Here is a 25,643-nt window from a genome sequence, read left to right on the forward strand (position 1 = left end):
GGATCTCTCGCTGTCAAAGGTAAGACGTAGGTGTGACGGTGTACTGGACGACAATCGCGACAGTCGACTGTTCAACTCGAGAGCAGCGACTCGAGGCGCGACGACAGCGCGGTTCGGGAGACGGTCTCAGTCTGGATGGACGCCGTTCCGGTACCCAACTCCTTGAATCCGGTTCCGGTCGGCAGGAGTACGACTGTCTCGTCCTCGTCAATCTCGCCACGGCGAGTGAGGTGGCGGACGCCTGCAAGCGGCGTCGCCGACGCCGGTTCGACACAGAAGCCACCGCGCTGCGCGAACTGCCGTGTTGCGTCTCGGATCTCGTCGTCGGTGACCGAACACACTGCGCCGCCCGTCTCCCCGACTGCGGTCAGCGCCCGGGTACCGCTGGGTGGGTCGGGGTTCCCGATCGAGTGGGCGATCGTCTCCCCGACGGCGTCGGGTGCGAGCGCCGAAACCTCGTCCTGATCAGCTGTGTACGCGCGGGTAATCGGATCCGAGGCGGCCGTCTGGATCAGATACAGTCGTGGTGGAGAGTCGATCACACCGGCGTGTTGAAGGTCCAAAATGCCCCGCCAGACGCCGCTGGCGAACCCGCCCGAGCTCGCGGGAAGGGCAATCGCGTCGGGGATCTCGGGATACAACGAGTCGTAAATCTCGAACAGTGCGGTTTTGTAGCCGCTAATCCGTCCCGGAGCGTCACTGAGCAGAAACGAGATCGGTAGGTCGCGAGTCAGTTGCAGTGCCTCGTCGTACAGCTTGCTGTAGTCCCCCTCGACGCGTAGAATCGTCGGCCCGTACTGGGCGATGAGTTCCAGCCGACCCGGCGAAATGTCGGCTGGGACGAGGACGACACACTCACAGCCGAGGCTAGCGGCGTGGGCCGCGGTACTCAGCGCCATATTACCGTAGGAGACCGTCCCGACGACGTCGGTGCCCTGCTGAATCGCCTGGGGGACGGCGACGGCACTCCCGCGATCTTTGTACGAGCCGGTCGGGTTTTCTCCCTCGTCTTTGACGTACACGCGGCAGCCGGCGACCTCATCCAGTCGTCGGCTTCGGATCAGCGGCGTGTCTCCAGCGGCAGTGGCGATTCCGTCAGGTACGTCGATCGGCAGGAGTTCCGCGTGCCGCCACATTCCCGTCTCGTCCCGGTGACTCGAGAGATCGAACGCCGTCGACTCGTGATCGAACCAGACCGGTTCGCCACACGCACATCGTGCCCGATAATCGTCCCGATACCGCCGCTTGCACCGGTAGCAGACTGTCGGTAGACTCATACGTGCCTGTTACTCGAGTGGGGGGATAGGTGGCTCCATCGAAACTCGAATTCGGTTCAGAGAGTGGATTTCTCACGGCACCATTCACGAGACGCTATTGGACGAGCGCTGTCTTCGACGGTGGATTTTATCATTTGGTGGCTCAGAGTCTACCGATACATCCCCACGAACCTATGGACAATTCGACACAGCCACCGTCGATCGACCGACTTGAGGCCCTCCTCGATAGCGGCGCCGTCGAGGAAGCTGAGACGTGTCTCGAGCGATTCGGAACGCACGACATCGAGACGAGAAAAACAGTGCTGCAGACGCTACGACGGCTCGCCGAACAGCAACCAGCTGCACTCGAGCCCGTACTCGAGACGCTCACGCGGTTTCTTACCGACGAGGAGCGATCGATCCGTCTAACGACCGCAAAACTGTTCGTCGAACTCGCCGAGGCTGAACCGGATTCGGTCTCGTCGGCCGTCTCACCGCTTGCCGACCGATTGGCCGACGAGAACGAGTTCTACTACGTGCGCGCCCGGTCGGCGGAGGCACTCGGTTACGTGGCACTGGAACGGCCAGAGGTCGCCTCACCCGAGGTGCTCGCGGACCTGCGAATCGGCCTGTCGTTCGACGAACCAGAAGTAAGAGAGAAGTTGGCAAAAGCGCTCGAGTGCGTGGCGCTTGGCAATCCAGATCGCCTTCGCCATCACGTGACGTCCGTGAGCGAACGGCTGGCTGACCCGAACGAACTCGTGCGGTATCACCTCTGTACGACGCTCGTCGCGATCGGCTGTGCGTATCCGGACGCGTTGTCCGAGGGCGTCACTGCCTTGACCGATCGGTTGGACGACGAGAGTCCCTACGTGCGGGGACGAGCAGCCGAGGCGTTCGGCTTGCTCGCCCGATCGGACTCGGACGTGTCGATACCGGATGTGAATTCGGCCGCGGACGACGATGCCGAACAGTTTCTCATTGACAGAGTCCGCTTTGCGATCGACGGAGGGCCGGTAGATCCCGCTCCTGAGGAAGTCGGGACGATCGAGTCGATCCGCGAACGAACTGACGACGTTGTCAGGGAGATCGCTTCTCCCCCCAGCAACGAGTGTCCTCACTGCGGACTCTCTCTTTCCGAAGCGGGACCACCGATGTGTCCGCGATGCGGTGGTCCTCGCTAATGTAGCCAATTAATTAGGTTAGCCTAAAAACCGGAACGATTTTATGTTTTAGGTTGGCCTAAAGCAGTATGGTCGACAAGTTTGGGGAAATCGAAGCAACAACTCGGCGAAGATATCTGAAACACGGTGGGACACTCATCGGCAGTGTGGCATTAGCTGGGTGTTCGGACTTGCTCGATGAGGAGGGTGAGAAAGCAACAGAGTCGACAGGAGGCGCCTACGAGGCGTGTCTCTTCCCGGTCGGCTGTCGGGAATTCGAGCGCGTACCCGAGTCCGTTACGACCTACAACATGGGGTGGGCAGATATGGTCATCTCCCTCGGCCACGGCGAGAAACTGCGAACGAACCGGATCGATGCGCCGGAACTGTTCTACGAACCGTTCGGCCTTGACCTCGATCCCGACTGGCCGGCACTGTGGCAAAGCAGCGGGTACTCAAAGGAGGTGTTCTACGAACTCGATCCGGATGCCTTCCTTCTCGACCCAAATATGGTCGAGGCCTGGGATGATAACTGGGACGAGTCTGACACCGAGGAGATCGAGTCGAACGTCGCCCCGTTTTTCGGCTGTCACAACCGCCGGACGGAATCCGACTGGCAACACGACATGGGCTACCCCGAGAACGCGCCATCGATGCTCGAGACGCTGGAAATACTGGGGACAGTTTTCGACGAACGCGAGCGTGCCGACGCGTGGCTCACCCTCCACGAAGCGGTCCAATCAGAGGTCCAACCCCGCGTGCCGCCCACAGAGGACCGTCCCTCGGTAGCGTTGATTAACAGCGGTTCCGAGCCGCAGAAAGGGACATTTTACGTACTCGACCTCGACGACCCCGGTTACGAGAAAAAATCCTACCGTGACCTCGGTGCGGTCAACGCCTTCGAAGGCGTCGAGACCGGACAGCACGGTGAGACGGACTACGAGACGATGCTTTCGGTCGATCCGGACATCATCTGCGTTCACTGGGGGATCACCACAGGCTCGACGACGTTCGATGGCGACGGTGCATTCGATTCTGAGGCGTTCCGTGAACAGTTTATTGCCCCGATGGAGAACGATCCGACTGGATGCCGATTGACGGCGGTACAGAACGGTCGCGTCTACCCTGGTGCTGAAGGCGAACAGGGACCGCTCGTCAACCTCTTAAACACCGAGGTAACCGCCCGATCACTGTATCCCGGGGAGTTCGGTGCACTCGATCTCGATGCACCGCTCGAGGTTCCGGAAGAGGAACAGCTGTTCGACCGTCAGCGGATCGCGGACATAATCAACGGAGACAGCTAAAGATGTGTCCGCTACCAGAAACACAGGACACCACCGAGTACGACTGCGATGTCGTCATCGTCGGCGGTGGTCCGGCAGGCTGCGCTGCAGGCGTGTTCACCGCCCGCGAGGGCCTCGAGACGGTTATTTTCGACCGTGGTCGATCCTCGATCCAGCGCTGTGCCTATCTGGAGAACTATCTCGGATTCCCCGCGGGCATTGATATCGAAACGCTGTACGAGCTGTTGCACGAACACGCTGAGACCACGGGCTGTAAAATCGTTTCCGACCTCGTTGAGACAGTCAAACACGTCGATGACGGTAACGGATTCGTCGTCGAAACGCAGGAAGGCGATCCCGTCACCGCCCGGCGGGTCGTCGCAGCGACGCGGTACGACGGCGAGTACATGCGCGGGCTGGACGACGACGAAGCGATGTTCGAGACGTACGAACACGGCGGCGAGGAACACGAAACGTTCGATACCGCGTACGCCGACCACGACGGGACAACGCCGATCGAGGGTCTGTACGTCGCCTCCCCTTCCGATGAGGCAGATACGCAGGCGATTATGGCCGCCGGCCGGGGTGCGCGGGTGGCTAACCGCCTTATTGCCGATGTCCGAGTCGAGAACGGTTGGTGGGACGAGGTTGCCAAAGGCGTCGACTGGGTGCGCCGGCAGGCCGAACTCGACGACGAGTGGACTGAGCGCGAGACGTGGATCGACTGGTTCGACGAATACTACGCCGAGGATGCACCGGTTGCTCCCGACTCGGAGCGGTTCCGGCGGGTTCGGACGGCGGTTATTGATGATTCGCTATCGTCGTACGTGACGCCCGACGAAATCGACTCGAGAATACCGGCGGGACACGAGACGCTCGCAGCACGCCTCGACCCAGCGTCGGTCGTCGAAGCAATCGAAGACGAAACGCTTCTAGACGGTATCGACGACGACGTGATTCGGGAGTACGTCAGCGAGAGACCACAGTTCGAACTCGACACACGATGAGTGGGAAACGATCGAACATCGGAACGGACCGGACTGCGACGTCGGCGCGAAACGAGACGCGGTTCGGGTGGCTCTTCGATCCGAAGCTCGCGACGGTGATACTCGGCTGCCTCGCTATCGTGGTTGTCGGTGGGCTGATTCAGGTGAGCTACGGCGCCTACTCGATGACGTTTGCCGAGGCGTGGCGCGCCGTATTCAATCCGAACGTGGTGTTCAATCCGCAGGCCTGGGACGCGTTCTTACTGGGCGAAGCGATGCCCGAAATGAGTACCAACAGCCTCATTGTCTGGAACATTCGGCTCCCGCGGGTGTTCGTTGCGGTCCTCGTCGGGATGAATCTCGGCGTCTCCGGGGCGATTTTCCAGGCCGTGACTCGGAACGAACTCGCGAGTCCGTTCATCCTCGGTGTCTCCTCCGGTGCGGGGCTCATGATCTTGTTGACGCTCGTCGTGTTCGGGGGGCTGACAGCGTTCCTCCCGCTGATCGCCGCTCTCGGGGGTGCCGTTGCGTTTCTTATCGTCTACGCGATCGCCTGGAAGAACGGGACATCGCCGGTTCGACTGGTACTCGCCGGCGTCATCGTCGGAACGGTTTTCGGCTCGCTGCAGACAGCGCTGTTCTTCTTCGCGGACGACATCGGCGTCGTTCAGTCAGCCATTGCGTGGACTACTGGATCGCTGACCGGGACCGACTGGGAACAAGTCCGACTTGTGCTCCCGTGGACGATTGTGGTTGTTCTCCTCTCCATCGCCGGTTCGCGCCAGATGAACGTTCTCCTGCTGGGCGAACAGACGGCAAAATCGCTGGGGATGTCGATCGAGAAAGTTCGGTTCGCGCTGTCGGGTGTTGCGGTCCTCGCGGCAGCGGCGAGCATCGCCGTCGCCGGCATCGTCGGCTTTGTCGGCCTCATCGTGCCACACATGGTACGAAACCTCGTCGGTAGCGACTCGAAGAAGCTGATTATCGGTTGTCTGTTCGTCGGTCCGGCGTTGATGGTCGGTGCCGATGTGGGTGCGCGACTCGCGTTGAATCCGACACAGATACCCGTTGGGATCGTAACCGGTCTCCTCGGCGGCCCGTACTTCCTCTATCTGATGCGAAAGCAAGAGAACATGGGTGAAATCTAGATGGGGAACGATACCACGGCCACAAGACGGACCAGCGGATCGAGAGAAACGGGCGTCGCTGAACCGTCGGACGCGGTTGAGGGGTCGGGTACGAGCACGCTCGTCGGTTCGGAACTCGTGTTACGGTACTCGAGTTCGGACGAGTCGGTCATCGATGGCGAGTCCATCGTCGCCGAACCGGGTGCGGTCACCGCACTCGTCGGCCCGAACGGTTCGGGGAAGAGCACGCTTTTGAAGGGGTTGGCCAATCAACTGGCCCCTCACGACGGTTCGGTACTGCTCTGCGGGGACGACGTACAGACAATGAACACGAAAGCGCTTGCCCGGAAGCTCGGGTTGCTCTCGCAGGAGAGCACGTCGCCGTCGAGTATCACTGTCGAAGACCTCGTCTTGCACGGCCGCTACCCGCATCGGGGCTTTTTCGAGAGCATCACCGAAGCGGATCGGCGGGCAGTCGAGCGCGCGATCGAGCTTGCAGGCTGTGACCACCTCCGCGAGCGTGCGGTCGGCAGTCTGAGCGGTGGGCAAAAACAGCTCGCGTGGATCGCGATGGTCCTGGCCCAAGATACCGACGTCCTGCTCCTCGACGAGCCGACGACGTTCCTCGATCTTCACCACCAACTTCGGGTACTGGAGGTCGTCGACCGTCTTCGAGAGGAGCGCGAGGTTACGGTCGTCGTCGTGCTCCACGACATCGAACAGGCGGCCTGGCTCGCAGACCACATGGTTGCGCTCGAGAACGGCCAGATACGGGCTCGAGGAACGCCCGAGGAGGTCGTCACCGAAGCGTTGCTCGGAGAGGTGTTCCGTATCGACGCCGATGTCGAACTAACCGAGCATGGACCGCGAATCCACCCGCTGCGCGCCCGCTACGACGCTGGTTCGAATACCGACAGCGAGGCCATCCACCAAACAGACAGCGTGGAGGCCGAGTAGTGACCGACATCGAGGGGGGAGAGACCGACCTCGAAATCCAAGATCCGGTCATCATCTGCTAGACGAGGCAACTGCCAGCGTCGACACGGAAACCGAGTATCTCATCCAGCGATCTCTAGATCGTCTCACGGCTGACCGAACGACAGTGGTTATCGCTCACCGCCTCTCAACGATCAAGGACGCCGACACCATCCTCGTGCTCGGGGATGGACAGATCGTCGAACGTGGGAAACACGGAGAGTTACTCGCAGCGGACGGTCTGTACGCCAATCTGAGGAGTGTGCAGGCCGGCGAAATCGACGATCTGTCCGAAGAGTTCGTCGAGCGCGCCGCTTACGGCGCGGCTGACGACGTTTTTAGGCCTGCCTAAGAATCGGAGTGTTTATTAGTTTTTAGGCGAGCCTAAAGATATGCCAAGTGAAGAATCGAGGCACGAAGTATCGACGCGAAGAGACACGCTAAAGTACGGCGGGATACTCGCAGCGAGCCTTGCCCTTGCGGGCTGTTCGGATCTGGCCGGGCAGAACGAGACGACAGCCCCATCGGCCACGGAGTCGTACTCGGTCGAACTGTCTCCGGTCGGAGAGGTTACCTTCGACGAGATCCCGTCGAACGTGATGGCTTACAGTCCACACTACGCGGATATGCTCGTCGCACTGGGTCACGACGATGCCCTCAACTCCCTCGGGTTCCCAGACGGCTACGGGCAGACGCTCTCGTACTTTTTCGAGCCGTTCGACGGCGTCGATTTCGACGTCAACGGGCTAACGGAACTGTTTTCGAACGGATCGTTCGACAAAGAAGTTCTCTACGAACTCGACAGTGACGTCCACCTGATGGACCCGGCCTGGGCGTCGACGTTCGATGGCTGGGACAAGACGGACACCGACGAAATACGCGATAACGTCGGCCCATGGTTCGGGAACCGATACAGCCGTCAGCACGCGAGTCCAACCGAGAAGTGGGCCGACGGGTATCGGTACTACACGATTTGGGAACTCACCGAGAAGGTCGCAGCGGTGTTCCAAGAGGAAGATCGCTTCGAAGCATTACAGGCGGAGTACGAGGATTTGTACGCGACGATTCGCGCAAATCTTCCACCGGAGAACGAGCGCCCGACGGTGGGGCTCGTCACGTACTACGACGATACGTTCCACCCGTATCGGATCTCGGGGCCGGGCTTCGGGAAAGCACACACGCGTCCGCTGGGCGCACGCGATGCGTTTGCAAACAGCGATCGGACGTATGCTGAGAACTACGAAGCCGGCTACGACTTCGAGGGAATGTTCGAAATTGACCCGGACGTCATCCTCCACAACTTTGCTGTCACGCCGTTTTACGACTGGGAAGCCGTCGTCGACGCGATCGAGAACGATCCACTCGGACAAGAGTTGACCGCCATCCGGAACGATCGTTTCTACGCATCGGGGCAGTCGTTCCAAGGGCCGCTCCAGACCCTGTTGCAACTCGAGATGACCGCCAAACAAGTGTACCCCGAGCAGTTCGGAGAGTGGCCGCGCTACGAGACGGGAGATAGCTATCCCGAATTCGACGACGACGAGCAGCTGTTCGATCACGAGCGAGTGGCCAACATCGTCAGCGGTGAGTTCTGAAGATGCATCCCAGCGACACGAACGCGGAGACGACGCGAACACCGACGCGCAGAGACACGATCAAATACGGCGGCGCAGTCGTCAGCGGGGGGCTGCTTGCCGGCTGCGTGGGCGATTCGGAATCGGCACCGGCAGCAACAGACGGCACCACCGAAGGCGGTCCGTATACCGTCTCGATGGAGCCCGTCGGTGAGGTTACGTTCGAGTCGGTTCCAGAGACGTGGGTCGCATACACCGGTGGATACGCAGATATGGCCGTCGCACTCGGCCAGGCAGACGGAATAACGGGTATCGGTCACGCCCCTCGGTACTACACGTCCGTCTACGACGAACTTCCGGGCGTAAGCGTCGACCGCGAGCAACTCGAGGCAAATCCCGAAGTCAGAACCAAAGAACAGTTCTACGAACTCGACAGCGACGTTCACCTCTATGATCCGGAGATGCTCATCAACTGGTTCGACTGGGACCAGTCCGATATCGACGAGATTGCCAGAAACGTCGGGCCGTTCGTGGGCAATCTGATCTTCCGACGGTCTGATAACTGGCACAGCGATTACCGCTACTACACGCTCTACGAGGCGTTCGAGAAGGTCGCAGAAGTCTTCCAACAGCGAGACCGTTTCGAGGCGTTCGCGGAGTTCCACGACGAGTTCATCGCCGATATTCAGACACAGCTCCCCGCGCCGGATCAGCGTCCCAACGTCTTTCTCACGTTCGAGGGAAGTACCGAACCAGAGGCGTTCTCACCGTACCGGCTCGTCGATAAGGGAACGAGCAAGAAACAGTGGCTCGATCTCGGCGTTGGTGACGTGCTAGCTGGAACCGACATCGAGAACCTGAGCACCACGATCCGCGGAAAACTCGATTACGAACACCTGCTGGAAGTCGATCCGGACGTTATTCTCATTCGAGGACACGAGCGAAAATCCGCGTCGGAGTTCCGCGATACTGTCCTTGCGTATATGGAGGATCATCCCGTCGGAGGTAAACTTCGGGCCGTCGAGAACGGGCGAGTGTACCGTGGCGGCTACCTCTATCAGGGACCGATACAGAACCTGTTTTTGACCGAACGGGCTGCCAAACAGATGTATCCCGACGTGTTCGGTGACGTAACGAGCGATACGGAGCTGTTCGACCGCGAACGAGTTGCTGACATTATTAACGGAGAGATATAACAATGGCGGACGACCACACGAATACGACGACTGGACCGACGCGCAGAGACACGCTAAAGTACGGCGCGGCTATCGGCGGCGCTGCCCTTGCTGGCTGTTCGGATCTCGCAGACCGGAATGAGGGAGCTGAAACAGCCGGCCATGGAAACGGATCATATACGGTGACGATGCCGCCGATGGGCGACGTCGAATTCGATTCGGTTCCACAGTCGTATATGTCCTACCGTGTCACCCACGCGGACATGGGCGTGGCTCTCGGTGTCGGCGATCGTCTGAAAGCGGTCTACAATATCGGCCAGTATCCGTTCGAATTCTACGACGAGTTGCCGGGCGTCGATGTCGACGTCGACTCGCTTTCGGAAATTGAAGTGAACGAGGACTACGAGGCCGATAAAGAGTGGTTCTACGAGATTGACTGTGACGTCCACCTGATGGACCCCGAGTACATGTCGCAGTGGCTGCTCTCGCCCGAGGACGTCGACGAAATCGCACAGAACATCGGGCCGTTTTTCGGCCACTACGCTCGCCGACGGATCGGCGAGGAGCGAGACTATCCGTTCCTGTCGCTGTACGAAATCTTCGAAAACGTCTCGAAGGTGTTCCAGCGTGAAGACCGCTATGCGGCATTCAGTGAGTTCCACGACGAGTTCATCAACGACCTGCAGGCTGAGCTTCCGTCGGACGCAGAGCGTCCGGCCGTCGGCCTCGTCGCCACCGGACCCGAAATGGTACAGAACGACGAGTTCGGCGCGTACCACATCGATCCCGGCTACGGAAAGAAACAGTACATCGACCTCGAGGTAAAAAACGCCATGGAGGGCATCGTTCCCGAAGACACGTCGTATGCGCAGGTCGACTACGAGACGCTTCTGGAAGCCGATCCGGACATCCTGATGATCCATAACGGAATCCTCGGGACCGATTCTCGCGAAGCGTTCATCGATCAGGTGATCGATCCGATGCGAGAGCACCCCCTTGGAAGTCAGCTAACAGCGGTACAGAACGATGACGTGTACCGCGGTGGCAACAATACGCAGGGACCGATTACGAACCTCTTCCAGACAGAGGCAGTCGCAAAGCAACTCTATCCGGAGCAGTTCGGCAACTTCCCCGGATTCGGACAAATACCCGATGATGCGAAGTTGTTCGACCGCGAGCGGGTTGCGGACATCATTAACGGAGACATCTGAACATGCGTGCCATCGATATGAAATTGGCAGCCGAACCGACGCTCAGAGAGCCCATCAAATACACACTCGCGGGGGATCGCTGAATGCGCGCTCGAGAGTGGGAAATCGCGGGGACCTACCGTGACCCAGCGGACTACGACATCCCCGACCTGCCGTCTTGGCGAGTCTGTCGCGGCAAGTGTGGCGGTCTGGCGTTCGCCGACGGGGACAGTGAACCGTTCATCGTCGCCGACCAGCCGGTGACCGTAAAGCGGTAAGCGACTCAAGGCCACGACCAACACACGGAGGAAACGCGGTACACAAGTCTCGAGTCGCGACCGAGGACCGCACGAATCGGACAACTCATCGTTCACGCCGTGATACGGTTGTGGAACTCACGGTTTCGTCCTGCGACTGAGGATCACGCTGGTTACACCATATGCTGCGATATCTTCTGGAGAAACGACCAGCAAGCGAGCAAATCCGTCTCGAGACTCGAGCAGTTCGACCGTGACGACGGCGAGACGGCGCTCTTTCCCACACCCTCATTCAGTGGCGCTGCACGTTCGTCGCTCGCGTTGGATCCCCATCTCAGCGATGTTCGCACCGTACTCCGCCGTTCGTTTGATACTATCGAGCAATAGCCCCGCCAGATACGCATTCCCCGCCGAATCGTGCTCGTAAAGGTCGCGATCGATCGCCTCGAGGTCGGCTACGAGTTTGGTCCGGTCGTCCAGCGCCTGATAGGCGGTCTCGAGTGGTGCATTCGAGAGGACGGTTTCAGTCGAGCGCTCGAAGACGGCTCGCGAGCGATCCGCCATCCCGCCGATCGTGTCGACGAGCTCGGGCGACAGGTCGGGGGCGTGTCTCGTGACCAGACGAGCGATCTTTTCTGCGTGGTCGCCGACGCGCTCGAGCTGTCTGGCGACATAGTAGTACTCGAATAGTTCGTCTCTGGTGAAGCCGAGCTGTTGGACCTCCTGAAGGTTCGAGAGCGAGCGCCGGAAGTGACGGGAAATCATGGCGAACATTTTGTCGGCTTCGTCGTCGCGATCGATCACGCTTCGTGCGAGCGACTCGTCACCGTCGACGACCGCGTCGATCGCGTCCCGGTACATGCTCAAGACGATGAGATTGAGGCGGATCGTGTTCTTTCGAATCGAGACGTTCCGTGCCTCGATCAGGTTATGGAAGACGATCTTCGTCTCGGTCGCCTCGAGCACTTCGAGGCCGCTCAAAGACGTTCGTCTGGTGAATTCGTGTGCGACGCCGGCCATATTCCCCGTCGGATCACGGAGGCAGATACGATCGTAGCCGACCAGATACAGCGCCTCGACGGTTCGGACGAGTTCGTCGAGCGATCGTGACTCGACTGGCACCGTCGCGACCAGTTCGTCGTCCGCTTTGTGTGTGGAACTGACGAGTAACGTTCCGTCCTCGTTGGGATCGACGTGAAGGATCGAGCCCGCCTCGACCCCGTGTTCTTCAGCCCACTGTTTCGGCAGCGAGACGGTGTACGTCGTTCCACCGGAGAGTTGTACCTTTCGCGTTTCCATACGCGGGCCTCGAATGGTCTATGCTTGATTGCTGCTATGAGGGACCTATATTGGAATATAGCGCTACTGGTCGGACCCGACACGCCTGGTGGGCACTCGAGCGCTCGATGCCGCTTTCATCTCCGGACCAGTCCGTACTATCTGTTGTACACAGCTATCCGGGAGACCGGCCAACAGGCAATTATGTCCCGCCAATCGGTACAGTGGTGTATCCACCAGTCGCGACATGGCCGTGAAGCGACGCTCGCACAGATCGTCGAGGCGATCGACCGAACAGCCCTCGAGACGAAGTCGGCGCTCGCCGACGACCTCGACCTCTCGGAACACTACGTCTCCGAACTCCTCCAAGAACTGAAAGGGCGCGACCTCGTCAAGAAGGCCTACGTCGTCGATCAGGAACGGCTCTTCGAGGAGGCGCCCGCCGTCTCGAGTCTCTACGGGACGGATACAACCGAGAACGGGCAGATCATCCTCGAGTTACTCGAGGGGATCGAGCAGGTGACGAACGAGCAGTACGCCGCCGCTCGCGCGACGTTCGTCGGGGAGACCCCGGAGCGAACTGCGGGGCAACTCGAGCCGCTGACGAACGAGCGGACGTCCGCGCTGCTCAACGAACTCAAGTCTTTTACCCTCTCGACGGAGTGGCCGGGAAACAGGGTGGCAGCCGAGTTCGCAACGATCGCCCGCAATCTCGAACTGGTCGGCGATAGAGCCTGTTTCGTCTCCGACGTGGTCGAAGACACGGCAGTCAACGCCAGCGGGGTTATCGAGGAGCGACTGCTCGAGGTGTTCGAGACCGGCGAACGGATCAACGAGTACGTCAGGGCGATCCTCTTCGACTGCGATCTCGACAGTATCGACAGCCTCTACGCCGCCGAGGAACGCGTCCACCGAAACATAAACGAACTGTTCGAGCTGGTGACCGCTTACGACACCGACGTCTACGGCTACCTGGTTTCGATCACGCGAGCGCTTGAGCGGGCGATCTACTACTGGGTCGACACCGCGGAAATCGCCGTCCAGTTACACGTCGGGATCGAACTCGAGCACCTGACGATGGGAACGAGTGCGTAGCCGGCGAAAGCAGGGCGTGACCCCGCTGGCGGTTACCGCCGACTAGCCGAACAGGTCAGTACTAGTCCGGACTTGCAAAAACGGCTGGTGATCAACTCCTGCATCGGATTTTCGGGTTGTGACGATCCAGAGTCTACGCAGACAACGGTTATCCACTGTCTGTCCAACCCCAGACCGATGGCAGATATGACCACCGATGCATCCGAGGAATCGACTTCGAACCCGGAACCGAATACGAACGCCAGCCGACTGGGGCGTCGCCAGTTCATCACAGGCACTGCAGGCGCTGCGACACTGACCGGACTCGCCGGGTGTAGCGACGTACTCGGTTCGACGGGCGGAAACGGTGAGACTGTCACCATCCTCCTCACGCCCGATAACCCGACCGACGTCGAGGAAGAGTATACGCCGATGAAAAACTATCTCGAGGGCGAGATCGACGGTCTCGCGGTCGATCTGCGGGTTCCAACCGATTACTCGGCCGTTCGGACGGCTCTCGAGAGCGAACAGGCCGAGATCGGCCTCGAAGACGTCGGTCTAATTTCGAAACCCGAGATCTTCGACGTCATGGGTACGGCGGTCACCGGCGGAACGGCGTTTTATTTTTCGATGATGCTTACGCAACCGGATTCTGGCATTGAAAAGCGAACCGATCTGAAAGGGAAGAAAGTCGCGTTCGCCGATAGACTCTCGACGAGTGGCTCTATTTTCGCGACCTACACCCTGATGGAAGCAGGTCTCGACATTGGTGAGGCACCGGACGGAGATCCCGTCGACTTCGAGGGCGAGTGGTCCAACCACGATCAGGCGCTCAAGGACCTGAAAAACGGACGAGCCGATGCCTGCTGTACCTGGAGCGGGAACGGCATGGAGTCGGTCGCCGCGGAAGACATCCCACAGGAGGTCAGAGAGGAAGACGCCTACGTCGACGAAGCGGGGACCGAAGAGCCGCTGGTAAAGCCAATCTGGTGGTCGTTCCCCATCCCGAAACAACCGTTCTACGCCCGAAAGAGCTGGGAATCAGATATGAAAGACACCATCGAAGAGGCCCTGCACAACGCCAACGAGCAAAAGATGGAGCCGTACGTTCCCGACGACTACGAGGGCTCACTTCCGTTTACGACGCTCGAGGATACCGGCCTCGATCACTACGAACCAGTCATCGAGCGTCTCGATGCACTCGATATCGAACTCGGTAACTGAATCGCCAACCAGGGTTGCTGTCACCCTCACTTGAGACCACCGACGGGCAGCGACACTACCAGAGATCATTCACATGAGTACGCTAACGATAGAAAATCTAACGAAACGGTACGGAGACGTGACCGCACTTGAGAACGTCTCGTTCGAGATCGAAGACGAGTTCGTCGTTTTGCTCGGCGAGTCCGGAGCGGGAAAATCGACGTTGCTTCGGTGTGTCAACGGGCTAACTGAGCCGACCGAGGGCTCGATCACCCTCGACGGGAACTCGGTACAGGACTGCGATTCGAAGACGGGAATGGTATTTCAACAACACAACCTCGTCGAAGGACTCTCCGCGTACAACAACGCGTTGACGGGCGCGCTCGATCGGTCGACGACGATTCGAAGTCTCTTCCAGTGGAACGACCGTGACGACAAACTTCGCGCACTCGAGGCGCTGGAGACCGTCGGACTCCTCGAGGAAGCTCACCAGCTGGTGTCCCAAATGAGCGGCGGCCAACAGCAACGCGTCGGGATCGCACGTGCACTGGTCCAGAACCCAACCCTACTGCTGGCGGACGAACCGGTCGCCAGTCTCGACCCCTCGAGTGCAGAGACCGTAATGGAGTATCTGAAACGTGCTGCGGACGTCCACGACGTGTCCGCGCTTGTCAGCCTCCATCAGGTCAACGTGGCCGCACACTTCGGGGAACGATTTATTGGCCTCCGCGATGGTGGCCTGCTGTTCGACGTCAAACGGAGCGAACTTACGCCCGAACTGATCAACGACCTCTACGGAGACGTCGAGACAGTCGGGCTCGCCGACCGATACGAGATGCAAGAGCCGGCTGTACAGATCGACCCCGAGGTGACGGTATGAGTTCGGATTCGGTTCCGCTCGGACGGCGTCTTCGCAGGTATCTGGGGCTCGAGTCCTGTGGTGATCGCCCGGTGGAGCGCAAGTTGCAGGATCTCAAACGTCGAAAAACAATCCGTAGGCTCTGGCTGGTCGTCGGTGTCGTCGTCCTTTCGATCCTGATGTGGGTTTCGCTCCGGATGTCGGAGTTCTCGCTCGGCCAGCTCATCGAGTACTACCCGCAGTTCGTAGAAGCGCTCTATGGGTACTTCCCGCCGACGTCGTACTTCGGCATCCCCTTCATCGATCTGAGCGCGTACTGGGCGTTCATCGTCGGCGAGAACCTCTTCGGAGCGGCCGTGGTAACCGTCTCGATCGCGTTTGCTGGGACAGTTATCGGCCTGCCGGGTGCGCTCTTGTTGGGCGTCCTCGCGAGCGAGCGCGTGATTCCCTACCCGTTCAACTTCCTGTTTCGCTCGATTATGGCGATGATTCGGGCCATTCCGGCTATCGTCTGGGCACTCATCTTCATCCCCCTCGGCGGGGTGTCGCCCTTTACCGGAACGCTCGCGATCGCTGTCGACACCGTCGGCTATCTCGGTCGACTCTTCACGGACGAACTCGAGGAGATCGAGGACGGGCCCATCGAAGGGATCAGAAGTACGGGGGCGAACAAATCACAAGTCGTCTCCTTCGGAATGTTGAGTCAGGTGTTCCGCCAGTATCTGGCCTGGATCGCCTTCGACTTCGAGCACAATGTCCGCGTGGCGATCACGCTGGGTGTCATCGGTGCGGGTGGGCTCGGGTTGATCCTGGAAATTCAGCGCCAGACGTTTAATTATACGAATATGATGGCCTGTATCATCGTCATCGTCTTCGTGGCGGGTTCAGTCGAACTGCTCAGCCAGCGACTCCGCTCGTATCTCCGCGAGGATGACGACGTCGAACAGATCGGACTCCTCGAGGCGTTCCGAACGGCACCCCGGAAGATCGTCGAGTCGACGACGAACCGACGGTGATCACATGACTGCACCAAAATTCGACCAACGTGACAATCGGTACAAAGTCGACGCCCACGGCGGTCCACGGGTTCACGAACTCTCAGCCCAGCCGACGCTCCACGAACCGGTTACCATCACCGACAGCACGCTTGGCCAGTGGACGGAAATTCGCCCACACACGCGAGTCAACGTCTCCGACATCGGCGACTACACGTACCTTATGGAGCGCGTACAGCTCGATTACACCACGATTGGCAGATTCGGCAACGTCGCTTCGGACGTTCGTCTCGGTCCGACGAACCACCCGATCGACCGACCGACGGCCCACCACTTCACGTACCGAGCGTCGATGTACGACCTCGGACAGGATGACGACGCGATCTTCGAGTGGCGAGCAGACCAGCCGGTCGAGATCGGACACGATGTCTGGATCGGTCACAGCGCGACGGTCCTTCCGGGAACGACCATCGGTAACGGAGCAGTCGTCGCTGCCGGCGCGGTCGTCGTCGACGACGTCCCTCCGTACACCATCGTTGCCGGTGTCCCCGCCAAACCAGTCCGCCGGCGCTTCCCCGAGAACGTCGCCGCCCGCCTCGAGGCCACGGAGTGGTGGCAGTGGGACCACGAGACGCTCGCCGCCCGCCTCGAGGACTTCCGCGACCTCGAAACCTTCCTTTCGAAGTACGCCCCCGACGATGCCGACGCGTTGGAGACCGACTGATCCGTGAGCGTCGAATGTGTGGATGAGGGCGGTCACCAGCAGACGCGTGAACGCCGCCGCGTGCTGGTGGTGACGTCGACCGCGCTATTTCTGTCTGTTCTGATCTGGTTTAACTATTCGGCCGTCCTCCCGCAGGTCGTCGACGCGTGGGGACTGAGCGGGATGCAGGCTGGACTCGTTTTCGGCGCCTTTCAAGTTGGCTACCTCGTGGCGATTGTCCCTGCCGGGTGGCTCGCCGATCGGTACTCCCCGCGGTGGGTAATCGCGGTCGGTGCAACTGGCACCGCAGTGCCGAGTCTCGCCTTCGCCGTGTTCGCCGACGGCGTGTTCCTTGCAACGGTGTTGCGGTTTTGCTCGGGGCTGTTCGTGGCGGGCGTCTACGTTCCGGGGATGCGCTTTCTCAGCGACTGGTTTCCGGAACGTATCCGTGGTCGTGCCCTCGGAATATACATCGGCACGTTCGAACTCGGGAGCGGCCTCTCGTTCGTGTTCGCCACGGCAGCCCTCGAGGTAATGAACTGGCGGCTTGCGATTGCCGCGACGAGTGTCGGAGCGCTGTTCGTCGCCCCACTCGTCCTCGCCTCGACACGCGATGCACCGGATCGTACTCACGATCACCGGACTGGCTTCGACTGGGCGCTCCTCCGCAATCGGACGTATCTCGCCGCGATCGGCATCTACGCGTGGCACAACTGGGAACTGTTCGGGGTCCGAAGCTGGTTGCTCGCGTTTCTCGTCGCAACGCCGGCGTTTGTGGTCAGCGACTCGACGCTCGGTCCCGGTCTGGTCGTCGGCGCAATGATTATCGCCGGCGGCGTCGGAAACGTCGCAGGAGGGTGGTTCAGCGACCGAATCGGTCGGCCGCAGATCCTCGCAATCGGATTGGGTTCGAGTACCGTTTTGAGTGCTGTGTTCGGCCTGCTCGACAACTTGCCGACGGCGGTGCTCGTAGCTGTCACGCTCGTGTACGGGCTTGTTCTCGCGCTCGACAGTGCGCCGACCTCGACGCTCGTGACCGAAGTCGTCCCCGACGAGGCAGTCGGCTCGGCGCTCTCGGTCCAGTCGCTCGTGGGGTTTTCGACGACGATCGTCTCGCCTGTCGTCTTCGGGCTCGCGCTCGACCGAGGCGGCTACGCTATCGCCTTTCCGACCCTCGCCCTCGGTGCGCTCTTCGGACTGGCATTCGTCGGCATACTCTCGTGGGATGTGAGCCAGCAGAGCGATTAATCACCTCCCACGCCATTCCCCACCAGTATCAGCCAGTCGCAAACTCGAGCGACCACGCTACAGTTTCGTCCTTCCGTAGGAGACCACACATCCCATGACTCGAGTCGTCCTGAGCCAACGACATCTAACGTGCGTGTGATGCCGACCGAGATGTACCGTCCGGACCAGTCCAGACGCCAGTCACGAAAGCGGTGATTCTTCCCCGTCCCGTCCGAGCGCACGGAGAGTACCCAGCGAACGCTTAACCGGGAAATACGGGTTGACCCACTCGAAACATGACTTCCGTACACGATCGGTCGGATCGATTCGAGATGATCGCCCTCGCTGACGGGGAGACCCTCGCTGGGTTCGCCGATGAGGTGCTGGCGGCGGGTCCGGACCTCGAGCTCTTGCAAGCGCCGACCCCACAGCTCGTGATGCAACGCGTCATCGAGCCGGTCGAGAATCGGCCGTTCAACCTCGGCGAGGTGCTCGTCACCGTCGCAGAGGTCGACCTCGAAGGCGCACGCGGGTTCGCGATGGTCCCCGGAAAAAACGAACGGATCGCACTCGCAGGGGCGATTGTCGACGCCGCCGTCGCCGGCGGTCACGCACTGACCGCGGAGATCGAGAACGCACTTGAGGCGGCTGTGGCGAACCGAGACGAGGAGCGAGCCCGCGCGTGGGCGACGAGTCGGGAGACGACCGTCGAGTTCGAGTCGATGGAGGACGAGCTATGAGAGCGCTCGGCATCGATCCCGTTCGGGACACCCAACAGATCTTCCGTGCGCTTCTGGACGCGATGGCGCGACCGGGAACGATCGAGCGAACGCCGACGACGCCGGCCGACCACGCCGTGCTCGCGACGCTCGTCGACCACGAAGTGAGCCTCCACACCGAGGACGACGCAGTCTGTGAAGCCTTCGCCGGTGCTGGTCGGCTCGTCGAAGCGGCCCTCCCCGATGCCGACGTCGTTCACATCGCCGGATCGACTGACGGCCGCGTCCGTGAGGCCCAGCACGGATCGCTCAAGGAGCCGAGCGACGGGGCGACCGTCGTCTACCGCGTCGACTCGATCGAGACCGAGCCCACGGCCGACGACGTGGCCGTCACGGTCTCCGGACCGGGCGTTCCCGGAACCCGAACGTTTGCGATCGGCGGCCTTCCAGCGGCGGAACTCGAGGCGATCGCCGACGCCCAGCGGGCGTTCCCCCGCGGGATCGACGTCGTGTTGACGACTGAGGATCGCCTCGCTGCGCTTCCGCGATCGATCGATCTGGAGGTGGCCTAGATGGGGTACGTTGCGGTCAAAGCCGGCGAAGAAGTCATCCGGCGGGCAGAGGAACTGTTCGAGAGTCGGCGCGTCGACGGCGAGACGGACCCGCTCTCGGTCGACCAACTGGACGAACAGCTCTCGCGGGTGATCGACCAGGTGATGAGCGAGGCCGGCCTGTACGCGCCCCGCCTCGCCGCCCTCGCGGTCAAGCAGGCACAGGGCGACACCGTCGAGGCGGCGTTTCTCCTGCGGGCGTATCGGTCGACGCTCGAGCGCTGGGACGGCAGCGTGCCGACAGCGACCAACACGATGGTCGCGACCCGGCGGGTGTCGCCGGCGTACAAGGACGTACCGGGCGGACAGATTCTCGGTGCGACGAAAGACTACACCCAGCGATTGCTCGACTTTGGCCTCCTCGAGGACGACGGCGACGACCCCACCGAGGCGTGGGAGCTCTCCGAGGAGGAGCCACAGACTCTGCGCAACGTGATGGATATCCTCCGCGAGGAGGGACTGGTCGCCGAGGCCGACGGCAGCGAGGAGACCGTTGCTGCCGGGAACGCGCCCGAAGCTGAGGCGGAGGCGGAAACAGGGAAAGCGGATGACGAACCATACGACACGACCCGCCAGCCGGTTACGTTCCCGCTACCCCGATCGGGCGTTCTCCAGGAACTCGCCCGCGGGGAAACCGGCGCGGTGACGGCACTCTCCTACACCGCGTTGCGGGGCTACGGACAGGTCCATCCGACACTCGCCGAGGTTCGTACCGGCGAACTCCCCGTCGTCGTCGAACACCCATACACTGGCGACGAGGTGACAGTCACGACCACGCGCGTAACCGAGAGCGAGGCCGTCGTCCCCGTCTACGCCAAACGCGACGATCCGCAGTTCGCCTTCGGCTACGGGCTGGTCTACGGCCGCAACGAACGCAAGGCCATCGGCATGACGATCCTCGACGCCTCGATCCAACTCGGCGGCGACGAACCCGCCGAAGACGGCGAATTCGTCCTCGATGCGATCGACGGCATCGACTCCTTTGGCTTCATCGAACACCTCAAACTCCCACACTACGTGACCTTCCAGAGCATCCTCGATCGCATCCGGGCGATCAGAACGAATCGGGGTACCGCCGACTCGAGTAACGCAGCCGAGACACCGGAGGTGAGCGCCGATGACTGACGCCGACGCCGGTTCCGCAGTCAACGCGGAGTCGCTCGACGATGCGCTGTCGGCCGTAGAATCGGCCGGACTCGAGGGTTACAACTACGCCTACCTCGACGAGCACACCAAACGCGAAGTCCGCCGCGGCATCCTCGAGGCGGTCGCGATTCCGGGGCATCAAGTTCCGTTCGCGTCACGGGCGATGCCCCTCGCCAGGGGATGGGGGACCGGCGGCATTCAGGTCTCGTTGTCGCTGCTGGGCCCCGAGGACACGTTCAAAGTCATCGATCAGGGCAGCGACGAGAGCGTCAACGCCGCGAACATCCGCCGACTCGCGGAGACGACCGCTGACGTCGGGACGACGACGGATACGACCGACGCGTCGGTAATCCAGACCCGCCACCGGATTCCCGAAGAAGTCATGACCGACGAGCAGCTTCTCGTCTTGCAGGTCCCACAGACCGATCCGCTCCGACGGGTTGACGGCAGCGACGACCGCAACCGGACGCGCCACGCCCACAAAAACTACGGGAAGATGTGGGTGGCGCTGTACGAGAACGTCGTGGAGTGGGACGAGATCCAGATCTCGGCGCGCTACCCGGTGATGGTCAACGATCGCTACCTCATGGATCCCTCGCCGATCCCGCGCTGGGACGTCCCGAAACTCGATAACGCCGACACGCTCTACTTGCTCGCGGCCGGCCGCGAAGCGCGCATCTACGCGGTGCCACCCCACACCGATGTCGAACCGCTCGCGTTCGAAGACCGGCCGTTCCAGGTCGAACGCTTCGAGGGAGCCTGCAACGTCTGTGGCAGCGAGGACACCTTTCTGACGGAACTCGAGACCGACGACGGCGAGCACGTCGCCGTCTGCAACGACACCAGTTTCTGTGCGAAACGCGTCACCGACCCGGACCTGCCGAAAGACCACCACCTCGAGGCCGAGGGCGTCGCCTGGGGACCGGGAACAGAAGCGCTCGATGGGGGTGACGACGAATGACGCTGTACGCCGCCAAGGGTGTAAAGAAGCTCTACGGCGAGCCCTGTGGCGAGTGCGTCTCCCACACCGGTGACGAGGCGGGGACGAACCAGTGTCCCGTCTGCGGCAGCGTCGTCGCCTGCGCGTCGGTCGACCTCGACGTCAGGGAAGGGGAAGTCCTCGGCATCGTCGGGGAAAGCGGCAGCGGCAAGTCGAGCCTCGCGGAAATCCTCGCGCTCGACGCCGACGCCACCGCCGGCGCGGTCACCTACGCGAACCACGATGGGAATCTGCTCGAGACCGACTACGAGACCCGACGACGGCTCCGCGATCACGACGTCGGGATGGTCCACCAGCACGTCCGCGACGGATTGAACCTCGAGTTCACCGGCGGCGGCAACGTCGCGGAGAAACTGCTGTCTGCGGGCTGGCGCAACTACGAGGAGATCCGCGAGCGCGTCTTCGAGTTGTTCGAGCGCACCGAGATCCCGACTGAGCGCGTCGACGACCCGACAACGACCTACAGCGGCGGGATGCAACGGCGCGTTCAGATCGCCCGCGCATTGGCGAACAACCCTGACGTGATCGTCCTCGACGAGCCGACGACGGGACTCGACGTGAGCGTCCAAGCACAGGTGCTCGATACGTTCCGGCGCGTCCAGCGCGAGAAGGGCGTCGCGACGATCGTCGTCTCCCACGACCTCGGCGTGATTCGGCTACTGGCCGATCGAACCCTCGTGATGCGCCACGGGCGCGTCGTTGAGGGCGGCCTGACGGATCGGATCATGGAGGACCCTCACCACGAATACACCCAGAAGCTCATCAACTCGGTGATATAAATGACGATACTCACAGTCGAGCAGCTGTACAAGACCTTCGAGATGCACGTCGTCGGTGGCAAGCACGTCACCGCCTTCGAGGACGTGTCCTTCTCCGTATCGGACGGCGATTTCCTCGCCATCGTCGGCGAGAGCGGCAGCGGCAAGTCATCACTGCTCAAGTGTCTCTACCGGACTTACGAACCGACGGCGGGCAGCGTCACCTTCGAGGCGCTCGATGGTCCGGTCGACGTCGCGACCTGTCCCGAGCGGGATATCTTGGCGCTTCGGGAGCGCGAACTCGGCTACGCCTCCCAGTTCCTCGAGGAGATTCCCCGAGTCCCGGCCGTCGACGTGGTCGCCCGGCCGCTGTGGGAAGGAGACCTCGAACGAGAGGCCGCTCGAGCGCGCGCCCGGGAACTGCTCGAGGCGCTCGCACTTCCCTCGGATCTACTCGACGCCTACCCCGCAACGTTTAGTGGCGGGGAGCGCCAGCGGGTTAACCTGGCACGGGCGATCGCCCCGAACCCCCGCCTGTTGTTACTCGATGAGCCGACGAGCGCGCTCGACCCCGAGACACGGGCACTGGCGCTCGATGTTCTCGACGAGTATCTCGACGACACGACTATCATCGGCGTCTTCCACAACCGGGACGTCGTCGAGTCGGTCGCCGACCGGGTTGCAGTCTTCGACGACGGCACGCTCGAGCGCGTCGTTCCCGCTGCGGAGTTTCGCGGAGAGGTGATCGCATGAGCGCGATCGAGTCCGGGGCCGAGGACCGACTCGAAGCCGGGACCATTGCGATCGAGAACGCGCGGATCGTCACGCCCGACACCGTTATCGACGGTTTGGTGAGAGTCGACGACGGGCGGATCACGGCTATCGGGGACGACGTCGAGACCGCGGGCGTCGACGTCACGATCGACGCCGATGGCGAGTACGTGCTCCCCGGGTTGATCGACGTTCACGGCGACGACGTTGAGCGCCAGCTCTACCCACGCTCGAGTGCGCGCGTCGAGACGCCGATGGCCTTCTCGGCGGCTGACCGGGCCAACCTCGCGGCGGGCGTGACGACGAAGTTCCACGCTATCGCCTTCGAAGATTCTCCCGAAGAGCACCGCTCGACCGATCTCGCTACCGAACTGACCGAACTCCTCGCCGATTCATCCTCGCTACTCGTCGATCACCGCGTCCACGCACGGTGTGAGATCACCGAATCTGACGCCGTTGATGCCGTCTCCCGCGTTCTCGAGGCAGGCCACGCCGACATCGCGTCGGTCATGTGCCATGTCCCCGGCAAGGGACAGTTCCGCGATGCTGATCGGTTCATGGAGTACTACGAAAATCAGGAAGAACTCTCGATCAAGGACGCGACGCGTCTCCGTGATGAGCGCGCAGCGGTCGACGCCGAGACCCTCGAGGATCGGATCGAGCGGATCGTCGACCAGTCGACGGCGGCGGACGTTGTCGTTGCTTCCCACGACGACGAAAACCCGACCGAGGTCGAAGGGCTCGCCGAGCAAGGAATCTCGATCAGCGAGTACCCCATCACGCTCGAGGCAGCCCGGGCCGCAGTCGACGAAGGGCTCACGGTCGCGATGGGCGCGCCGAACCTCGTCCGCGGCGGCAGCCAGTGGGGGAACCTCGGAACCCGCGAAGCGATCGACGCCGATGTCGTCGACATCCTCTGTGCGGACTACCACCCACCGTCGCTGCTCGCCGCGCCGTTTGTCGAGACCGGCGAACCGCTCCCCAAACGGGTTGCCCGCGTTACCGCAAACCCTGCCGACGCCGCCGGACTCACTGACCGCGGGCGCATCGAACCGGCGGCACGGGCGGATCTCGTCGTCGTCGACCCCGACCCGACGCCGACCGTCTCCCATGCGCTGGTCGGCGGGGAGTATGTCTACCGCGCTCGAGGTGAGCAGTGATGGTCGGCGCCGCGACCGACATCCGCTTCGAACCCTCCGTCGAGGCGTTCCTCGAGCGGATCACTGATCTTGGCCTCGATCACCTCGAGTTGAAACACGAGTACCTCTGTACCCAGCCCGACCCGCCCTCGCCTGAACGGATTGGAGAGTTAGCCGAGTCGTATGGCGTGACCCTCAGCTACCACGCGCCGTTTCGCGACTGGAACATGGGGAGTTTCAACGAGCGCTCGCGCCGGGCCGGCGTCGAGCAAGTGAAAGCCACCCTCGAAGCCGCCGTGGCCGCGGGGGCCGGTGCCGTCGTCGTCCACGGAGGTTCCGTGCCGCGACGCTACCGCGAGGCCGTCAAAGAGCAGGCCTACGACAACGCCATCCGCTCACTCACCGAGTGTGCGACCTATGCCGAAGACGTCGGCGTGGCGCTCTGTCTCGAGAACCAGCCGTGGTCCGAGACGACGGAGCGCCACACAACCTCGCCTGACGACCTCGAAACGTACCTCGAGGCCGTCGACTGTCCGCCAGAAATCCTCGGCGTCACCCTCGATGTCGGCCACGCGAAGGTGAGCGGCTACGAGTGGCAGGCGTTCAACGACCGATTCGGCGACCACATCCGCGTCCTCCATCTCCACGAAAACGACGGGACGGGTGACCAGCACCGACCGATCCGCGACTACGAGAAGATCGTCTCAACCGTCGATCCCGACTTCGCCGTCCTCGAGATGAAGCGGCTCGATCACATCGCCGAGAGCGTACGCGGTGCCCGATCGCTCGACTGAAGCCGTCAGTACCGATCACCCATTCGAGGGCTTGTGACTCGAGCGCAGGCGAGCCCGCGAGCAACGACTGCCAGTTACCGTTCGATCCTGGCTGTGCGAGCGCCGGGGGATCAGGGGGCAGCTCCCTAGTCAATAACGTTCGAAAGTATAGCTCGAGAGTATAGCTTGAATATATAGCTATAGCAAACAGTGACAGCAAGTGACTATACAATCCACATATAGATGATACCGATAGCGTCTCAGTGACGCGTATCAGAACTCGTACTGAGAGTTTGTCGGCTGGCAACTGTGGGCCATTTTGTCTTTAAACACACTGAAAACGTCGAAATCCATAGTACATAGTTTCGACAGGGGAGAGGAGTATAGTTGAAGGGTATAGT

The 25,643-nt window shown here is 61.5% G+C and carries 25 protein-coding genes and 1 pseudogene; 24 read left to right on the top strand and 2 right to left on the bottom strand.

The genetic code is table 11. The features are described from left to right. Positions 1 to 71: 71 nt before the first annotated feature. Positions 72 to 1,277, bottom strand: coding sequence for a threonine synthase (locus GCU68_RS20015; protein ID WP_193565110.1), 1,206 nt, complete (start codon positions 1,275 to 1,277; stop codon positions 72 to 74). Between the two features lie 173 nt (positions 1,278 to 1,450). On the opposite strand from GCU68_RS20015, the gene GCU68_RS20020 reads away from it, so the two are divergent. The 10 genes and pseudogenes from GCU68_RS20020 to GCU68_RS21480 all read left to right on the top strand — a co-directional run bounded on the left by GCU68_RS20020 (position 1,451) and on the right by GCU68_RS21480 (position 11,007). Then, positions 1,451 to 2,440, top strand: coding sequence for a HEAT repeat domain-containing protein (locus tag GCU68_RS20020; RefSeq protein WP_152944382.1), 990 nt, complete (start codon positions 1,451 to 1,453; stop codon positions 2,438 to 2,440). Positions 2,441 to 2,508: 68 nt separating this feature from the next. Continuing rightward, the gene (locus GCU68_RS20025) at positions 2,509 to 3,723 is read left to right on the top strand and encodes an ABC transporter substrate-binding protein (RefSeq protein WP_152944383.1); all 1,215 of its coding nucleotides are present in this window, start codon (positions 2,509 to 2,511) and stop codon (positions 3,721 to 3,723) included. Between the two features lie 2 nt (positions 3,724 to 3,725). After that, positions 3,726 to 4,709 (top strand): FAD-dependent oxidoreductase, encoded by a 984-nt coding sequence (locus GCU68_RS20030; RefSeq protein ID WP_152944384.1) that lies wholly within the window; start codon positions 3,726 to 3,728, stop codon positions 4,707 to 4,709. Further along, complete coding sequence (locus GCU68_RS20035) at positions 4,706 to 5,836, top strand: FecCD family ABC transporter permease (protein ID WP_152944385.1); 1,131 nt, start codon at positions 4,706 to 4,708, stop codon at positions 5,834 to 5,836. Before GCU68_RS20030 ends, GCU68_RS20035 begins: the two co-directional genes overlap by 4 nt. Continuing rightward, positions 5,837 to 6,772, top strand: a complete 936-nt coding sequence (locus GCU68_RS20040; RefSeq protein ID WP_152944386.1) for an ABC transporter ATP-binding protein — start codon at positions 5,837 to 5,839, stop codon at positions 6,770 to 6,772. A gap of 55 nt (positions 6,773 to 6,827) precedes the next feature. Then, positions 6,828 to 7,142, top strand: a pseudogene (locus tag GCU68_RS20045) (ABC transporter ATP-binding protein); the annotation flags it as partial. 40 nt (positions 7,143 to 7,182) lie between these two features. Further along, positions 7,183 to 8,385, top strand: a complete 1,203-nt coding sequence (locus tag GCU68_RS20050) for an ABC transporter substrate-binding protein (protein WP_152944387.1) — start codon at positions 7,183 to 7,185, stop codon at positions 8,383 to 8,385. Positions 8,386 to 8,387: 2 nt separating this feature from the next. Continuing rightward, positions 8,388 to 9,560, top strand: a complete 1,173-nt coding sequence (locus GCU68_RS20055; RefSeq protein ID WP_152944388.1) for an ABC transporter substrate-binding protein — start codon at positions 8,388 to 8,390, stop codon at positions 9,558 to 9,560. 2 nt (positions 9,561 to 9,562) lie between these two features. Further along, the gene (locus tag GCU68_RS20060; protein ID WP_152944389.1) at positions 9,563 to 10,750 is read left to right on the top strand and encodes an ABC transporter substrate-binding protein; all 1,188 of its coding nucleotides are present in this window, start codon (positions 9,563 to 9,565) and stop codon (positions 10,748 to 10,750) included. Between the two features lie 83 nt (positions 10,751 to 10,833). Beyond that, positions 10,834 to 11,007 (top strand): hypothetical protein, encoded by a 174-nt coding sequence (locus GCU68_RS21480; protein WP_168927125.1) that lies wholly within the window; start codon positions 10,834 to 10,836, stop codon positions 11,005 to 11,007. A gap of 267 nt (positions 11,008 to 11,274) precedes the next feature. On the opposite strand, the gene GCU68_RS20065 is transcribed toward GCU68_RS21480, so the two are convergent. Next, positions 11,275 to 12,285, bottom strand: coding sequence for a phosphate signaling complex PhoU family protein (locus tag GCU68_RS20065; RefSeq protein WP_152944390.1), 1,011 nt, complete (start codon positions 12,283 to 12,285; stop codon positions 11,275 to 11,277). Between the two features lie 183 nt (positions 12,286 to 12,468). Here GCU68_RS20065 and GCU68_RS20070 point away from each other — a divergent pair, with 183 nt between their 5' ends. The 14 genes from GCU68_RS20070 to GCU68_RS20135 all read left to right on the top strand — a co-directional run bounded on the left by GCU68_RS20070 (position 12,469) and on the right by GCU68_RS20135 (position 25,263). Beyond that, on the top strand, positions 12,469 to 13,359 hold the full coding sequence (locus tag GCU68_RS20070) for a PhoU family transcriptional regulator (RefSeq protein ID WP_152944391.1): 891 nt from the start codon (positions 12,469 to 12,471) through the stop codon (positions 13,357 to 13,359). Positions 13,360 to 13,536: 177 nt separating this feature from the next. Beyond that, entirely contained in the window at positions 13,537 to 14,562 is a 1,026-nt protein-coding gene (locus GCU68_RS20075) for a PhnD/SsuA/transferrin family substrate-binding protein (protein WP_227015128.1), read from the top strand. Positions 14,563 to 14,635: 73 nt separating this feature from the next. Next, the gene (locus GCU68_RS20080) at positions 14,636 to 15,421 is read left to right on the top strand and encodes a phosphonate ABC transporter ATP-binding protein (RefSeq protein WP_152944392.1); all 786 of its coding nucleotides are present in this window, start codon (positions 14,636 to 14,638) and stop codon (positions 15,419 to 15,421) included. Then, the gene (gene phnE, locus GCU68_RS20085; RefSeq protein ID WP_152944393.1) at positions 15,418 to 16,416 is read left to right on the top strand and encodes a phosphonate ABC transporter, permease protein PhnE; all 999 of its coding nucleotides are present in this window, start codon (positions 15,418 to 15,420) and stop codon (positions 16,414 to 16,416) included. The genes GCU68_RS20080 and phnE overlap by 4 nt, the downstream gene beginning before the upstream one ends. Before the next feature lie 4 nt (positions 16,417 to 16,420). After that, entirely contained in the window at positions 16,421 to 17,119 is a 699-nt protein-coding gene (locus GCU68_RS20090; RefSeq protein ID WP_152944394.1) for a DapH/DapD/GlmU-related protein, read from the top strand. 3 nt (positions 17,120 to 17,122) lie between these two features. Next, on the top strand, positions 17,123 to 18,346 hold the full coding sequence (locus tag GCU68_RS20095; RefSeq protein WP_227015130.1) for an MFS transporter: 1,224 nt from the start codon (positions 17,123 to 17,125) through the stop codon (positions 18,344 to 18,346). A 275-nt stretch (positions 18,347 to 18,621) separates the two neighbouring features. Next, positions 18,622 to 19,065, top strand: a complete 444-nt coding sequence (gene phnG / locus GCU68_RS20100) for a phosphonate C-P lyase system protein PhnG (protein ID WP_152944395.1) — start codon at positions 18,622 to 18,624, stop codon at positions 19,063 to 19,065. Further along, on the top strand, positions 19,062 to 19,616 hold the full coding sequence (phnH, locus tag GCU68_RS20105) for a phosphonate C-P lyase system protein PhnH (RefSeq protein ID WP_152944396.1): 555 nt from the start codon (positions 19,062 to 19,064) through the stop codon (positions 19,614 to 19,616). Before phnG ends, phnH begins: the two co-directional genes overlap by 4 nt. Further along, entirely contained in the window at positions 19,617 to 20,780 is a 1,164-nt protein-coding gene (locus GCU68_RS20110) for a carbon-phosphorus lyase complex subunit PhnI (RefSeq protein WP_152944397.1), read from the top strand. It abuts the gene before it with no gap. Beyond that, positions 20,773 to 21,762 carry an alpha-D-ribose 1-methylphosphonate 5-phosphate C-P-lyase PhnJ gene (locus GCU68_RS20115; protein ID WP_152944398.1) on the top strand — a complete coding sequence of 330 codons (990 nt, stop codon included), beginning with the start codon at positions 20,773 to 20,775 and terminating at the stop codon, positions 21,760 to 21,762. The genes GCU68_RS20110 and GCU68_RS20115 overlap by 8 nt, the downstream gene beginning before the upstream one ends. Continuing rightward, on the top strand, positions 21,759 to 22,580 hold the full coding sequence (locus tag GCU68_RS20120; RefSeq protein ID WP_152944399.1) for an ATP-binding cassette domain-containing protein: 822 nt from the start codon (positions 21,759 to 21,761) through the stop codon (positions 22,578 to 22,580). The genes GCU68_RS20115 and GCU68_RS20120 overlap by 4 nt, the downstream gene beginning before the upstream one ends. After that, positions 22,581 to 23,312: a phosphonate C-P lyase system protein PhnL gene (locus GCU68_RS20125; protein WP_152944400.1), complete on the top strand. Its 732-nt coding sequence runs from the start codon at positions 22,581 to 22,583 to the stop codon at positions 23,310 to 23,312. Continuing rightward, on the top strand, positions 23,309 to 24,490 hold the full coding sequence (locus tag GCU68_RS20130; RefSeq protein WP_152944401.1) for an alpha-D-ribose 1-methylphosphonate 5-triphosphate diphosphatase: 1,182 nt from the start codon (positions 23,309 to 23,311) through the stop codon (positions 24,488 to 24,490). Before GCU68_RS20125 ends, GCU68_RS20130 begins: the two co-directional genes overlap by 4 nt. After that, positions 24,490 to 25,263 (top strand): sugar phosphate isomerase/epimerase family protein, encoded by a 774-nt coding sequence (locus GCU68_RS20135; protein ID WP_152944402.1) that lies wholly within the window; start codon positions 24,490 to 24,492, stop codon positions 25,261 to 25,263. The genes GCU68_RS20130 and GCU68_RS20135 overlap by 1 nt, the downstream gene beginning before the upstream one ends. Positions 25,264 to 25,643: the final 380 nt, after the last annotated feature.

This window comes from Natronorubrum aibiense (assembly GCF_009392895.1).
Taxonomy (GTDB): Archaea; Halobacteriota; Halobacteria; order Halobacteriales; family Natrialbaceae; genus Natronorubrum; species Natronorubrum aibiense.